This window comes from Gardnerella sp. KA00718, assembly GCF_049244285.1.
Lineage (GTDB): Bacteria > Actinomycetota > Actinomycetes > Actinomycetales > Bifidobacteriaceae > Bifidobacterium > Bifidobacterium vaginale.
Genome location: NZ_CP058370.1, coordinates 1,357,216 through 1,371,328 on the forward strand (window position 1 = coordinate 1,357,216; position 14,113 = coordinate 1,371,328).

13 protein-coding genes, 1 pseudogene and 1 riboswitch are annotated in these 14,113 nt (G+C 42.1%); of the genes and pseudogenes, 2 read left to right on the forward strand and 12 right to left on the reverse strand.

All coding sequences use genetic code 11. The features are described from left to right. Nucleotides 1–18 precede the first annotated feature (18 nt). From HXT55_RS05575 to HXT55_RS05610, 8 genes are all read right to left on the reverse strand, one after another. Complete coding sequence (locus HXT55_RS05575; protein ID WP_064623508.1) at nucleotides 19–951, reverse strand: RluA family pseudouridine synthase; 933 nt, start codon at nucleotides 949–951, stop codon at nucleotides 19–21. Then, the gene (locus HXT55_RS05580; protein ID WP_016827360.1) at nucleotides 944–1,438 is read right to left on the reverse strand and encodes a signal peptidase II; all 495 of its coding nucleotides are present in this window, start codon (nucleotides 1,436–1,438) and stop codon (nucleotides 944–946) included. Before HXT55_RS05580 ends, HXT55_RS05575 begins: the two co-directional genes overlap by 8 nt. Before the next feature lie 47 nt (nucleotides 1,439–1,485). After that, nucleotides 1,486–2,802 (reverse strand): DivIVA domain-containing protein, encoded by a 1,317-nt coding sequence (locus HXT55_RS05585; protein ID WP_004112400.1) that lies wholly within the window; start codon nucleotides 2,800–2,802, stop codon nucleotides 1,486–1,488. Nucleotides 2,803–2,975: 173 nt separating this feature from the next. Next, nucleotides 2,976–3,272, reverse strand: coding sequence for a YggT family protein (locus HXT55_RS05590; RefSeq protein ID WP_004116829.1), 297 nt, complete (start codon nucleotides 3,270–3,272; stop codon nucleotides 2,976–2,978). A gap of 185 nt (nucleotides 3,273–3,457) precedes the next feature. Further along, on the reverse strand, nucleotides 3,458–3,925 hold the full coding sequence (locus HXT55_RS05595) for a cell division protein SepF (protein WP_004112394.1): 468 nt from the start codon (nucleotides 3,923–3,925) through the stop codon (nucleotides 3,458–3,460). Between the two features lie 24 nt (nucleotides 3,926–3,949). After that, a complete protein-coding gene (ftsZ, locus tag HXT55_RS05600; RefSeq protein ID WP_004574977.1) occupies nucleotides 3,950–5,152 on the reverse strand; it encodes a cell division protein FtsZ in 1,203 nt (400 codons plus the stop codon). 226 nt (nucleotides 5,153–5,378) lie between these two features. Beyond that, nucleotides 5,379–6,533 carry a tRNA dihydrouridine synthase DusB gene (gene dusB / locus HXT55_RS05605; RefSeq protein WP_064622858.1) on the reverse strand — a complete coding sequence of 385 codons (1,155 nt, stop codon included), beginning with the start codon at nucleotides 6,531–6,533 and terminating at the stop codon, nucleotides 5,379–5,381. Between the two features lie 69 nt (nucleotides 6,534–6,602). Then, a complete protein-coding gene (locus HXT55_RS05610; protein ID WP_019261432.1) occupies nucleotides 6,603–8,123 on the reverse strand; it encodes a glycine--tRNA ligase in 1,521 nt (506 codons plus the stop codon). A gap of 170 nt (nucleotides 8,124–8,293) precedes the next feature. On the opposite strand from HXT55_RS05610, the gene HXT55_RS05615 reads away from it, so the two are divergent. Together HXT55_RS05615 and HXT55_RS05620 are read left to right on the forward strand one after the other, a co-directional pair. Beyond that, nucleotides 8,294–8,668, forward strand: coding sequence for an MTH1187 family thiamine-binding protein (locus HXT55_RS05615; RefSeq protein WP_004112383.1), 375 nt, complete (start codon nucleotides 8,294–8,296; stop codon nucleotides 8,666–8,668). Nucleotides 8,669–8,732: 64 nt separating this feature from the next. After that, a complete protein-coding gene (locus HXT55_RS05620) occupies nucleotides 8,733–9,962 on the forward strand; it encodes a M20 family metallopeptidase (protein ID WP_004122184.1) in 1,230 nt (409 codons plus the stop codon). A gap of 26 nt (nucleotides 9,963–9,988) precedes the next feature. Here the strand turns inward: HXT55_RS05620 and HXT55_RS05625 are convergent, their stop codons facing one another. The 4 genes and pseudogenes from HXT55_RS05625 to HXT55_RS05640 form a co-directional block, all read right to left on the reverse strand. Then, nucleotides 9,989–10,783, reverse strand: a complete 795-nt coding sequence (locus HXT55_RS05625; protein WP_004112377.1) for an isoprenyl transferase — start codon at nucleotides 10,781–10,783, stop codon at nucleotides 9,989–9,991. Between the two features lie 104 nt (nucleotides 10,784–10,887). After that, the gene (locus tag HXT55_RS05630; RefSeq protein ID WP_064622856.1) at nucleotides 10,888–12,105 is read right to left on the reverse strand and encodes a phosphotransferase enzyme family protein; all 1,218 of its coding nucleotides are present in this window, start codon (nucleotides 12,103–12,105) and stop codon (nucleotides 10,888–10,890) included. A 129-nt stretch (nucleotides 12,106–12,234) separates the two neighbouring features. Continuing rightward, nucleotides 12,235–13,158: an ABC transporter substrate-binding protein gene (locus HXT55_RS05635; protein ID WP_421792700.1), complete on the reverse strand. Its 924-nt coding sequence runs from the start codon at nucleotides 13,156–13,158 to the stop codon at nucleotides 12,235–12,237. Between the two features lie 178 nt (nucleotides 13,159–13,336). Continuing rightward, a pseudogene (locus HXT55_RS05640) lies at nucleotides 13,337–13,955 on the reverse strand (ECF transporter S component). 35 nt (nucleotides 13,956–13,990) lie between these two features. After that, nucleotides 13,991–14,093, reverse strand: a riboswitch (TPP riboswitch). Between the last annotated feature and the right edge of the window lie 20 nt (nucleotides 14,094–14,113).

The following is a 14,113-nucleotide window of genomic DNA, read 5'->3' on the forward strand; positions in this document are numbered from 1 at the left end:
TACTAAATAACTCTACTTTTACAATTCTTGTATGGCGTGTAAAGCGTGTTGCAAATCTAACGGATACTTCGATTCAACTTTAATAAGTTCTCCCGTTCGAGGATGCTTAAATTTTAGACTCATTGCATGAAGCCACTGTCTAGAAAGCCCTAATTTTTCACTTAATTGAGGATTTGCGCCATACATAGGATCGCCCACTACCGGATGTCCTATTGACGAAAAATGCACACGAATTTGGTGTGTTCTGCCAGTTTCCAGATTGACTTTCACTAAAGTCGCTCCCTTAAAACGCTCTATAACATCCCAATGCGTAATTGCAGACTTACCTGATTTAGTTATTGTAAAACGAAAATCTGAAACTTTTGCTCGCCCAATTGGTGCATCAATTGTAGCTTTATTTTGTTTAAGATTTCCTTGGACTAAAGCGTGATATATTTTCTTCACACTATGATTTGCGAACTGTTTTTTCATTTCTTCATACGCAAAATCTGTTTTGCAAACCAGCATTAATCCGCTTGTTCCAACGTCTAATCTGCTTACGATTCCTTTTCGTGATTCATCGCACACGGTTGTTTTTATTTCAACACCGCTTGCTTCTAGACATTCTGGCACTGTTGGGCCATCCCAGCCTTTTGCTGAATGCGCTGCAACTCCAACAGGCTTATCTACTACGACAATATCTTCATCATTATAAACTATTGGAATATCGCATATAGTGGATTTGCTAGTTGACTTTTCTTTTTGATCATCAACTTCCTCTTGATTTATAACAATCGCATCTCCATCTTGTAAAGTGGAGGATTTTTGTGATTTTCTATCTAAGATTTTTGCTTTGCCACTATCGATTAGCGATATTGCGTTTGCACGCGATACTCCCATAAGTTTCGACAAACATACGTCGAACCTGCATCCAGCAAATTGACTCGTAACTATAAAACGAATATCACTCATCAGCGCGCTCTATAAGAGGAATCCCAATCAAAATAAGGCATATAACTGCAATTCCTGCAAACATAAGCTCAATATCTGCAACATTCCCAACGGACCATCCGTAGTTTATAAAATCTACGACTTTTCCGTTCAAAAAGCCTTGAGCATATTGCGCTCTATCAATAAGATTTCCAAAAGCTCCAGCAAAAGCTAAAGCAAGCGCAATAGTCCAATATAAAGATTTTGTGTGCTTAACAACCGCAATCATAGCAGCGCATGCAACGCAAGCTAACACGCTAATAACCCAAGTAAAAGAAGAGCCTAAGCCAAAAGATGCTCCAGGATTCCTAACAAGAGTAAAAGAGAGCAAATGTGGAAGAATATCAATGTTTTTTCCTCCACTAAGCGCTGCTAATGCCCAAACTTTGGTTATGCGGTCTAAAACCACTCCAATAAAAGCAATCAGTGCAAAAACGGCTGCGCGATTACGCAGCCGTTCTACACGCATATCACAATGCGTCAATGTATTTTCCAATCTAACTGGATTTAGTATAACTACTTTTGATCCTGTTGATCCTGATTTTCCATAGAACTGTAAGTGTTCTCATCGGAAACTTGAGCAACAAGCTGACCAAGGAAGTCAGTCAAGCGAGTACGATACTCAGTTTCAAACTGCTTGAGGCTTTGAATGTTTCCTTCAATAACCTTAGTCTGCTTTTCAAGATTCTCACGCACCTGGCGAGCGTAAGCATCTGCAGCAGTACGAGTAGTGGAATCGTAATCCGCAGCTCTATGCTGAACTTCAGACTCATATTGATCAGCCTGATCGTGAGTTTGCTTAGAATAATCATCTGCAGCCTGACGAACCTTACCAGAATAAGCATCTGCCTCGTTGTGCGCGCGAGCAGCATAAGCGTCTGCATCGCTACGAGTACGAACGGAGTAATCATCCGCATCTCCACGAGTCTGCTTATTGTATTCATCAGCCTCGCTACGAGTACGATTAGAATAATCGTCTGCCTTAGTAACGATCTCGTTATATCGAGCTTGGCTTTCTTCGACTATCTGAGTTGCCTTAGCCTTGCCCTTATCTACATACTGATCGTGCAATTGCATTGCAAGAGTCAACATTGCTGTAGCGCGTTCTGGCTCAGAACCGCCCACTTCTGCACCAGCACCTGCAATCTTCTGCAAGCTACCTGTTTCCGTGCTTGGCTCCATCTTAGCAACCTGCTCACGAAGCTGCTCTTCACGTTTATGAGATTCTTCAAGTTGACGAGACAAATCCTGAACCTTTGCATTTTCCTGCTGTGTTACAACAAGCTGTTGACGGACTTCTTCCAATTCGCGACCCAAATTCTCGCTACTTGCTCTAAAGTCATCGCGTTCGCGAGTAACGTTTTCAAGCTCTTCATGAACTTTCTTATCAGCGTCTGCCTTAGCATTATCAGCATTTGCAGCCTGTGCTGTGAGCTGATCTACCTGAGCACCTAAACCATCCAGCTGCTCTTTGAGCTGCTGATTCTGCTCGCTCAATGCACGATTATTTTCTTCAGCTTCCTTAAGCTTTGCTGCAAGATCATTGTCATTCTTGTTCGCGCTGCTGGATGCTTCACGTAAATCATTATTTTCTTTTGTTAAAGATTCAACTTGCTTTGTCAAATCAGAAATCTTATTGTTCAAGCTAGCAACATCGGCGCCAAGAGACTGCGTGGAAGCTCCAAGCCCCTGCACTGCCTGCTGACCAAGCGCTTCTATTGTTTCTGTAACCTGATCCAAAAAGTCATCAACTTCGTCAACATCATAGCCTCCCTTGAATCGAACGATTTGGAAGGTATGCTCGCGAATGTCTTTAGGCGTTAACAGAGCCATAATGCATTACACCTCACTTTTGGGCGCGCAGCCCTTTTGATATATCTATTCGATGCTATCACGTCTATAGAAAAAATTGTGTAAAAAGCGATTATTTTTTTACGAAATCTACCAATATTTTTCTAAATTAATAACTATCGTGTCGCTTCATTAAAAATTGTGATTAATAAGCATCAGTAAAGCATATTCAAAAACATTTGTAAAACTAGTAACAAAAAGTACACTACCATAAAACTCACGTCTAAACTTATGCTACCTAATCTTGCTGGTGGTATAAATTTTCGCGCAAATCTTAAAAGTGGTTCTGTCATAAAATATATGATTTGAGTGAATTTTTGCAAAATCGCATTTGGTTTAAAAGAATGGAATATAAACGGAATCCAATCTAAAACTGCGCGAATAAACAGTATTACTAGATAAGCGTTTATGAAAATATTCAAAATTAGTATTAAGCGTATTACAAAATTCATTAAGATTTTCCTTTAAACTATTTTCAATAATTTTACACAATAGCTAAGTTAATCGTAAACCAAAATATAAGTACAGAATAAGTATAAATTTAAGGCAGATACCTAAAAGATATCTGCCTTAAATACAAGTTAAGCGTAGCAATCGAATGTTCGGTCGCTGGCGACTAGTCTCATGTTATTTAGCTTTAGGAGAATAAGTCGCGAGCAGATCCGCCATTAGGAGCATCTTCAACTTTTATATTTACTTGAGAAGGGCTTAAAAGGAAGACTCTAGGAGTTACTCTTTCTATAGATCCGCGAACACCAAACACAACGCCAGCAGAAAAATCAACTATGCGATATGCAACGGATTCACTAACACCCGTAAGATTCAAGACTACTGGTGTTCCATCTCTTAAAGCTCTTCCAACTAATTGCGCATCCTCATAAGATTTTGGATGAATCGTAGTAATGCGACTCATACGACCTGCATTAGATCGAGTAGAAGCACCATTACCAGATTGTGCAACATCACCATTATGAAGGCTCATAGGAGCAACACTGTGGTCGTTGTCAAACGAAGTATCCTGTGTTTGAGAATCAACGAAATCATCGTCGTCCTGAACATCACTCATGCCTACATAAGACATCATGTTCTTCATAAAACCAGCCATTAAGATGCCCTCCCCTAGTTATGCTTAACGCAGAAAATCAGGAATATCCAGCTCGTCTGGTTCGTCTTGAGGCTTCACTTGAGTAGCCTGTGTTTGATATTGCTTAACTGGATCAACAGAATCAAACATAGAAGAAACAGGTTCCGCGGTTTCAACAGTGTCCACAGGCTTAGAAGGAGCAGTAGTAGTGGAATGAGCTGGAGCCACAGAATCGACTCCTGCCTGCATATCTACGAAAGCACCTGCTTTGCTGTCTTCAGACTTAGGATGAGAATCGAAACCAGCTGCAATAACAGTAACACGAACCTCGTCTCCATAAGAATCGTCCAAAGAAAGACCCCAAATAATCTGCGCTTCTGGATGTATTGCCTTACGAACAAGCTCTGTTGCAGCACTTGCTTCTTGAAGCTTCAAATCACTTGGACCAGCAATATTAATCAAAGCACCATGAGCACCTTCAATGCTTTCTTCAAGCAATGGAGAGCTAATAGCAATTTCTGCAGCTTGCGTAGCTCTGTCTTCACCCTTCGCTGCACCAATACCAAATAGCGCAGTTCCTGCACCGCGAAGAACAGCGGTAACATCAGAGAAATCAACATGAATATAAGAATTCATGGTAATCAAATCTGTAATACCCTGAACGCCTGCAAGCAATGCGGTATCTGCAGTCTTAAAAGCTTCAATAATTCCGATGGTTCGATCTGAAATTTCCAACAAACGATCGTTTGGAATCACAATCAAAGCGTCTACTTCTTTACGAAGATTCTCAATACCAAGTTTTGCTGATGCAGCACGCTGAGGTCCTTCAAAACCGAATGGACGCGTAACTACTGCGATTGTCAAAGCACCTTGCTGGTGTGCAGCGCGGGCAACAATAGGGCTTGCACCCGTACCAGTTCCACCGCCTTCTCCGCAGGTTACGAACACCATATCGGCGCCCTTTAATGCTTCTTCAATGTCAGATTGATGATCTTGAGCAGCTTTAGCGCCTTTTTCTGGGTCAGCACCTGCTCCTAATCCTCGACTCGAAGCGTCAGATAATGAAATCTTCACGTCAGCATCAGAACGCAACAAATCCTTGGCATCAGTGTTAATAGCCACAAATTCTACGTTCTGCAAACCCTCGGTGATCATTCGGTTGACGGCGTTACCACCGGCTCCACCGACGCCGACTACCTTGATTATGGTTTTGTCGTTGAAATTGTCAGTCTGGGCAATCTCGCTCACCGTTGTCTCCTGTCACTCACACGCACGTTTACGCATTACTTTAGCGCAAAACGCTCGATAATGGCGGCGTTTTATGAATAAAAACTGAAAAAATGTCACCGATTCGATAATACACCGTGCTATACGCAAATCATTAATGCGTTTTATTAACAAAAGTTTAAAATATTAAGCAGTAGTTTATATTATGTTTTATATACTCAAAAACCCTAGAAAACACTAGTAAAACCTAGTAACTTGCATCCATTGGATCATCGCCAAACAACTCCTCACGCTCACTATGAGAAGTTATTCGAGAATCCAACCACCCATATGGCAAATGAACTTTTTTCGCAAAACGAACTCGACCACGCGGCGTGTCTAAAACTTGCTCAGGAAGCTTTAGCGAAGAATCTAACGCATCAATATTACGCTGAACACCCTCAATAGACTCACATTCCATAAAACTCTTACGAGTTCCTCCACCAACTGGGAAGCCTTTCAAATACCAAGCAATATGCTTGCGCAAGTCATGAACAGCCATTCGCTCGTCGCCATCATAAAACTCGACTAAAAGCTCAAGATGTCTTAAAATCACCTTGCAAACTTCACCAAGACTTGGATTAACGCGATCGTTGCTTCCATTGCAAGCAGAACGAATATCAGCAAAAATCCAAGGACGCCCCTGGCATCCGCGGCCAATAGCAACGCCTGCGCATCCTGTTTCTTTAAACATTGCAAGAGCGTCATCCGCACCCCAAATATCGCCATTACCAAAAACAGGAATATCCAAAGCATTTACAAGCTCAGCAATACGACTCCAATCAGAATGACCACCATAATATTCTGCAGTGGTACGCGCGTGCAAAGTTACAGCAGCACATCCTTCTTCTTGCGCAATATGACCAGCTTGCATAAAAGTCTCATGATTTTCGTCAATACCAACGCGGAACTTAGCTGTAACAGGAATTCCTGCTGGATCACAAACAGAAACAACACGATGCAAAATCTCTTGAAGTAAATCTGTTTTCCAAGGAAGAGCAGAACCGCCGCCACGCCTTGTAACTTTAGGAACTGGGCATCCAAAGTTTAAGTCAACGTGATCCGCCATGTTCTCATCAACAACAATTCGAGCAGCAAGCTCTACAATAGAAGGATCTACTCCGTAAAGTTGCAAAGAACGCACTTTTTCGTTAGGCGCAAAACGGCATAAACGCAAGGCTTTAGGATTCCTTGCAACTAATGCGCGAGCTGTAATCATTTCTGCTACGTAAAGCCCGTCCGGACCATATTCGCGGCAAATCACTCGAAAAGGCCAGTTAGTAATACCAGCCATTGGAGATAAAACAACAGGAGTTGCAATATGAATTTTCCCTAAATCTACTGGTTTAATAGAAAAATCCATATTGCTTTAACTCCATTCACTTTAATATATTTTGTTTTTGTTTATTAGCGATTTTTCACTATACGAGTATTAATACAAGCCGCCAGCCTGAGCAATCTTTACAGGCTGCGATTCATCAACACCGTTTTCTTTAGAAACATCCACACCACCGTCTGCAGCGCGAGTACCAACAATCTCTACAGGACCTTGCGGATACTTAACGCGCTTTTCGTTAATGCGGCTTGCTACGTAATCTGCAACCTTATCTAAGGAAACGCGCTCTTGTTGCATAGTGTCGCGCTCGCGGATTGTGACAGCATGATCTTCCAAAGTATCAAAATCAACTGTTACACACAAAGGAGTACCAATCTCATCCTCACGACGGTAGCGGCGACCAATAGCACCAGCCTCATCGTAATCGATAACCCAATCATGCTGACGCAAATCCGCAGCCAAATCCTGAGCCACGGATTGCAATTCTGGCTTCTTGCTCAAAGGCAAAACTGCAGCTTTAACAGGAGCCAAGCGAGGGTCAAGTCTAAGAACAGTACGCTTGTCAACTCCGCCCTTAGTGTTTGGAGCTTCGTCAACGTCGTAAGCATCAACCAAGAATGCCATAAGCGAACGCGTAAGACCAGCAGCAGGCTCAATAACGTAAGGCACATACTTTTCGCCAGTAGCCTGATTGAAGTAGCTCAAATCCTCGCCAGAATGCTTAGCGTGAGCAGACAAATCGTAGTCGGTACGGTTTGCAATACCTTCAAGCTCTCCCCAGTCAGATCCTTGGAAGCCGAATTTGTATTCAATATCTACAGTGCGCTTGGAATAATGGCTTAACTTCTCTTTAGGATGCTCATACATACGCAAATTTTCAGGCTTTACACCCAAATCAACATACCAATTTACGCGTGTATCAATCCAATATTGATGCCAAGCTTCGTCTGTTCCAGGCTCTACGAAGAACTCCATTTCCATTTGCTCAAACTCGCGAGTGCGGAAGATGAAGTTTCCAGGAGTGATTTCATTACGGAAAGACTTACCAATATTCGCAATGCCAAATGGTGGCTTTTGGCGTGTAGCAGTCATAACGTTCTTAAAGTCAACAAAAATGCCTTGAGCTGTTTCTGGGCGCAAGTAGTGCAAGCTGTTTTCGTCTTCAACTGGTCCTAAATGCGTGCGAAGCATCATGTTGAAATCGCGAGGCTCCGTCCAGTTTCCGCGAGTGCCGCAATCTGGGCAAGCAATGTCTTTCAAGCCATTTTCTGGCATTTTGTCGCCGTGCTTTTCGGCATAGGATTCTTCGAGCTTATCTGCACGATGACGCTTATGGCAATTCAAGCACTCAATCAAAGGATCATTGAACACAGAAACGTGACCAGACGCAACCCAAACTTGGGAAGGCAAAATAACAGAAGTATCCACTCCAACAACATCGCCACGCGTAGTGACCATATAACGCCACCATTCGCGCTTAATATTGTCTTTTAACGCAACGCCCAAAGGACCATAATCCCAAGCAGAACGCGTACCACCATAAATCTCGCCAGCTGGGAACACAAATCCTCGACGCTTAGCCAAGGATACGACTTCATCAAGCTTTGAAACAGCCACAATACACCTTTTTCGTAAATCTAGAAAATTTGGGTGAAAACGGTGTTTATTATAGAAAAACCCTGTGACGCTAAAGCAACATATATAAGCATCATATATAAGCTAAACGAATACAATAAAGTGTAAGCATAATTTTGCAACACATATTTTTCACTTTGAGAGGATTTAAAATGAGCGAAAACACTGATAACAATACTTGCGATACTTGCAATAACAAGAATTGCCACAAAACTAATACAGTTGCAGCATTGTGCATTGCTCCTAGCGGAGTTGGGGAAGAACTTAGCGAATATGTAGCAGATTGCGTTAAAGTGATTCGTGATTCTGGATTAAAAAACGAAACGAACGCAATGTTTACAAATATCGAAGGCGAATTCGACGATGTTATGCGCGTTGTAAAAGACGCAACTATGGTTCTTGTTGAAAAAGGCTATCGCACAGGCGTTATTTTAAAGTTAGACATTCGTCCTGGTTTTAGCGATCAAATCGACGCAAAAGCTGCTCTTGTAGACAAGATTCTCGAAGAACGAAATAAAGAAAAATAAAACTAAAATCAAATAATCTCAAAACTCAACAAAGTTATAATAAAACAAAAGAAAGCAGGAATTTATGCTGCAACTTACGGCAGTTCAGAAGATATTATCCGATTTAGATGAAACCCAATCAGAACGAGAAAGACAATACAAATACTTTCATCAACATCCTGAACTGTCAATGAAAGAAGATCATACAGCTCAAACAATTATTGATATTCTTAGCAAGGCTGGGATTGAAACAAAGCGAGTTGGCAAGACAGGCATTGTGGCAGAGATTAAAAACGGCGAAGGTCCTGTTGTTGCTATGAGAGCGGATATTGATGCGCTTCCAATTAAAGAAAATTCAGGGAAAGATTATACTTCAACAGTTAGCACGCAAGACGAAAATGGCAAAACGGTTGGAGTTTCACACGCTTGCGGTCACGATTTTCATATTTCCAGCCTACTTGGCGCCTTGAAGGCTTTTAACAAGCATAAAGATGCTTGGAGAGGAACGTACATTGGCGTTTTTCAGCCTGGAGAAGAAACAGCTCAAGGCGCAAAATACTTGGTGGAAAATGGCATTACGAGCATGATTGCAAAGCCTGACGTTTACCTTGGTCAGCATGTGTTGGGTGCTATTCCTGCAGGAACAGTCGGTATTCGTTCGGGCGCGTTCTTAACTACTGCAGCTTCGATTCGCGTGCACATTTTTGGTAAAGGTTCACATGGATCTATGCCAGAATTAAGCGTTGACCCTGTGGTTTTAGCTTCGTCTATTGTGTTGAAATTGCAGACGATTGTTTCTCGCGAACTTGCAGCTAAAGATTACGCAATTGTTACAGTTGGTGCGCTTAATGCAGGAAGTAAGTCGAATATTATTCCTGATGATGCCGAGCTTTTAATTAACACAAGAACTTATAGCGAAGATACTCAAAAATTTGTACACAATGCTATTGAACGAATTGTGCGTGGAGAGTGCGAGCTTGCAAGATGTCCTAAGAAACCAGAATTTACATACTATGACCGCTATCCGCTTACGAATAATGATAAGAATGCGTCTTTGCGCGTGCGTAAAGCTTTTGATGAATACTTTGGAGAAGACTCTGTAAATATTTCGCGCGCTTCTGCTTCGGAAGATTTTTCTATAGTCGCGAACGCTTTCAATACACCTTACGCATACTGGGGATTAGGTGGATTTGAAGACATGAAAAATGCTCCTGGAAATCACAATCCAGCTTTTGCTCCAGATTTGCAACCAACTCTAAATCGTGGACTTGAATCAGCTGTTGTAGCAGCTTGCGCATGGCTAGCTTGCGACTAATAAATTAATTCTACTAACAGATAAGTTTAAGCGTTTTTTACGCCACCAAACCTGCGGTCGCGATGCGCATAACGGTCAATTGACCTCCACAGCGCTTCGCGACCATAATCTGGGAAAAGTTCTGGCACAAAATCAAGCTCAGCATAAGACGCTTGCCAAGGCAAAAAGTTGCTAGTGCGCTGCTCTCCCGAAGTGCGAATCACAAGATCGCAATCTGGAATATCTGGGTTATACAAGTGTTCAGCAATCATCTTCTCACTAATGCGATCGCCCTTAATTTTGCCGCTTTTAACTTCCCTAGCAATTGCCGCGCAAGCGTCTGCGATTTCCGCGCGACCACCATAGTTTAAGCAAAAAACAACGTCAATCGTAGTGTTATTTTTCGTTATCTCTTGAGCTTTTTCCAACTCGTCAATAACAGACTTCCACAATTTTGGCCGTCTTCCGGCCCAGCGCACGCGCACTCCCCACTCGTTCATTTGCGCAACCCTGCGGTGAATAATATCTCTAGAAAATCCCATCAAAAAATGCACTTCTTGAGGAGATCTTTTCCAATTTTCCGTAGAAAACGTGTACAAGCTCAAATAGCGAACACCTGCTTCTATGGCTCCTGCAATAGTGTCGAAAACCACTGGCTCCGCCGCTTTATGCCCTTCGGTGCGAATCATTCCGCGCTCTTTAGCCCATCTGCCATTGCCGTCCATAATCACGCCTACATGTCGAGGAACTTTGCCTTTAGGAAAATCTGGCACGCGGCTAGGATCACTAAATGGAGCTGCTGGAATATTTAACGAAGTGTAGTCAACGTTTTCAAAACTCATAGTTAAAATCTAACAACCCCATTGAACGAATACTTAAACCCGTTTTGCAAAGCTTAATAAAAGCCAGCTAAATCAGATAAAAAATCCGCCAAAATCCTCTATATTTATATTTCTCGCAAAATCTCTATTAAAGCGTTTAAATATTGCTCTCCGTAACTAGATTTATACCATCTAGCGTGCTCTAAGAACCCAGTATCGTAGCCCCAAATTTTAAAGTCGTAAGATCCATTTGACTTTAAATAATAGTCTACAAATTCTACGCATTGCTCAATTTGACTTACGCTAAGAACAAACGGAAGCAACTCTTTTTCAACATCTGTTAATGGCCGAACGCTAGCATATCCTTGCAAAATTGACTTAACTAAATCCGTTCTAAATGAATCTTTTTTGCCATTCGCAATATCTACCCACTGAATTGTGTTGCGTTCTAAAGTCATTGCTAAATCGTAGATTGCTGTGTTTCTATACGCCATTCCAAAGTCAAATACTGCGCTTGGAGCGCTACCTTCCCACATAAAATTAGATATATGCGGATCTCCATGAGTCCACTGCTTTCTTAGATTCGCGTACCCCAAATCGTAAATTTTTTTGCATGTTGGAGCAAATTCGCTTAAATCTTTTACAAAATCACGATTCTGTTCTTTTAAGAATTTCGCTAAATCGGGCCTATTTTTTAACCAAACTTCGGCATCACTTTGCACGTCTTCGCTTGCACAAAGACTAAATCTTGATTGAAAAGCGTTGATTTCCTTAGGATTTGGCTCGTCAAAACTTTGTGAAGCTAAGGCGATTTTTGCCATCATCGCTCCAAGATTTTTGGCTTCTTCGCACGTTTTAGGCGGATCCCAAGTGTACGCGTCTTTGTATCGGTCTTCTCCACTAGCTTTTAAAGTAACTTCGTAAGCGCAATCGCCTATTACAAGAAGAGTTCCGTCTACGCAAATATCGCCAGAAGTATTCTTTTCTAAACCTAAATACTCGCTATTTTTATTAAAATACAAGTACTTTGGTGTGCTTATTTTGTTTTGTAAAAGATGCTCCGCAAAACGATGATACGGTCTAATTGTGCTAGCTTGCCTCACTTTTGTGCTGCATCTTTTAATATAAACGTCCAAACTTTTAGATTGCTTTGATGCATTATCTTTGTAATGCGCGCGAAGCAATGAACCTGCAGCCATCGGGCGCAAACTATGGCTTAAAACGCAATCTACTTCTAGCGGCTCCTCTAAAAGCGAGCACACAGTATTTGCATCATCTAAATCAACATTTGCCCATCTTTGAGCAACAATATCTAGTTGAGGGTCGTTGCTTTCGTTTTCCATATTCGCTCCATATTTATACAAATATTTAACTACAGGTTCATTGTTTTTCGAGCATTTTTTGCGGGATTATTTAACGCTAAACCAGCTCATGTGCGGCTGCTGGCGACTTTGCTTATGCAAAACTAACGACTATTCTGGCAAATACTCGTTTGTTACGCACCCGTTTTCTAAACTTTTTAGCGCGCAATCAAGAGGCACGCTTAAGTGGCCATTTTCACCCATCCAACGAGTGTAGTTTTCCACCAAAGCCATGTCTGCCGTGCCCCAACGACCATTCTTGTCGTACCAAGACGGAATCACTTCGTCTAGCGAGGCACGCAAAGCCTCTGGGCTAATATGGCAAAGCGCATTCTGCAAAGCATCAACACCAGCCTGAGGGTCTTTTCCTGCCATCTCATAGCCCTTAACTGTTGCGCTTGCAAAGTTACGTATTAATTGCGGATTTCGCTCAATCATCTCTTGGCGAGCGCAAAAATAGTAAGAATGATGCGGCGCTACGCCAATAGAATCGAATGGAAGAACAACAACTTGATCAAATGGAAGCGAACCCTGATATGGCTCCCACCAAGCTACGTTAATAAAAGCATCGCACATTCCGCGTTCTACTGCTCTAATGTCTGGCTCCCATGGGCCTGGGTCAATTGTAATCAGCTTGCTAAAATCGCCGCCGTCGGCAGCAACCGCCTGCTGAAGCTCCGTGTATAGGCGCTTAACGCCCATAGGAATTACTACGCGCTTTCCTTCTAGATCTTTAAATCGCGTAATGCCCGTGTTTTTATTTGTTATGATTCCACCAATTTGCGATTGATTCATTACAGCAAACGACGTTAGCCTGTTTGCACCATTTTGATGAGCCAAAAGTTGATTTAAACGAACAAGAGCTATATCTACTTCTCCACGCTCCAAACATGCTGGAACATCGCCGCGCTCTGTATCTGTGCTTGTAAACTCTACATCTAATCCGTATTGTGCATACAATCCGCGCTTTCTTGCAAGATACATACCTGCGTGATTCGTCCATGGATGCACATATTCAAGACGTACTCTTAGCATATTAACTCCTTTGTTTTATAGTGATTTGTGATTTTATTATTTGTGATTTTATTTTGACTTTTATTTGCAACTTAACTTGCGATTTAACTTGCGACTTTACAAAAATGGGCGAGGTAATTAATCCCCGCCCACAAATCAAATTTATAAGTTGATTTTACTTGTAATCTTACCCGTAAAATCAGGCGCGCACTTCTTTGCCAGAAGCAAAGCGGCTCAATGCGCCAGTGGCAGCAATACCCTTATACAAGTACCACATCAAAACGCCACCGATTACAGCACCAGAAATCATGCTGCAAATAGTGTGAATCACCATGAATGAACCAAAGATTGGAACACCTGCATAGTAGAACGGGTAGGTTGAAACGATTCCACCCAAACCAGCTAATGCGCCAGAAAGTGCGCTTAAGCCAACATTCCACTTGCGATACATGAAGAACAAGAATGCAAATTCAGCGAACAAGCCCTGAACAAATCCAGGAAGAACGGTACCGATACCACCCCAGTGGCTTCCAACAGTCAACTCAACCATTGCAGCAATAAACTCACCGAACAATGCTGCACCTGGCTTGCGAACCATAATAGCAGCCAAAGGACCAGCAAAATAGAACAAACCGTAGTACAATGCGCTGACTCCTGGAACTGGAATAAGCTTAAGAGCAGCAGAAATAGGCTCGCTAATCAAACCGATACCCCAGAAGATAATACCAAGCTACAGCTACAACAACCGTGAGCGTAATATCAGCTACATTCCATCGCAAAGATGGACGCACGGTTTCTTCTTCAACAGATGCACCCATTAGGGTCTCCTTTCATTATCAGTTATCAAACAAAGGCGACCCTGCAGAAAACTCCGTACGTCGGCATTAACCGAATCACGTTAAACGGTTAGACAGTAATCTTCTCAGCTCTTTGAAAGAGCACCCGTGTCTGATATCAATCATTATTGCATCAGACA

Excerpts from the sequence above, each read along its gene's own strand:
- HXT55_RS05620 (WP_004122184.1), top strand. The coding sequence starts at position 8,733 with ATGCTGCAACTTACGGCAGTTCAGAAGATATTATCCGATTTAGATGAA.
- HXT55_RS05625 (WP_004112377.1), bottom strand. The coding sequence starts at position 10,783 with ATGAGTTTTGAAAACGTTGACTACACTTCGTTAAATATTCCAGCAGCT.
- HXT55_RS05575 (WP_064623508.1), bottom strand. The coding sequence starts at position 951 with ATGAGTGATATTCGTTTTATAGTTACGAGTCAATTTGCTGGATGCAGG.
- dusB (WP_064622858.1), bottom strand. The coding sequence starts at position 6,533 with ATGGATTTTTCTATTAAACCAGTAGATTTAGGGAAAATTCATATTGCA.
- HXT55_RS05590 (WP_004116829.1), bottom strand. The coding sequence starts at position 3,272 with ATGAATTTTGTAATACGCTTAATACTAATTTTGAATATTTTCATAAAC.
- HXT55_RS05580 (WP_016827360.1), bottom strand. The coding sequence starts at position 1,438 with ATGCGTGTAGAACGGCTGCGTAATCGCGCAGCCGTTTTTGCACTGATT.
- HXT55_RS05595 (WP_004112394.1), bottom strand. The coding sequence starts at position 3,925 with ATGGCTGGTTTTATGAAGAACATGATGTCTTATGTAGGCATGAGTGAT.
- HXT55_RS05615 (WP_004112383.1), top strand. The coding sequence starts at position 8,294 with ATGAGCGAAAACACTGATAACAATACTTGCGATACTTGCAATAACAAG.
- HXT55_RS05635 (WP_421792700.1), bottom strand. The coding sequence starts at position 13,158 with ATGCTAAGAGTACGTCTTGAATATGTGCATCCATGGACGAATCACGCA.
- HXT55_RS05630 (WP_064622856.1), bottom strand. The coding sequence starts at position 12,105 with ATGGAAAACGAAAGCAACGACCCTCAACTAGATATTGTTGCTCAAAGA.
- HXT55_RS05585 (WP_004112400.1), bottom strand. The coding sequence starts at position 2,802 with ATGGCTCTGTTAACGCCTAAAGACATTCGCGAGCATACCTTCCAAATC.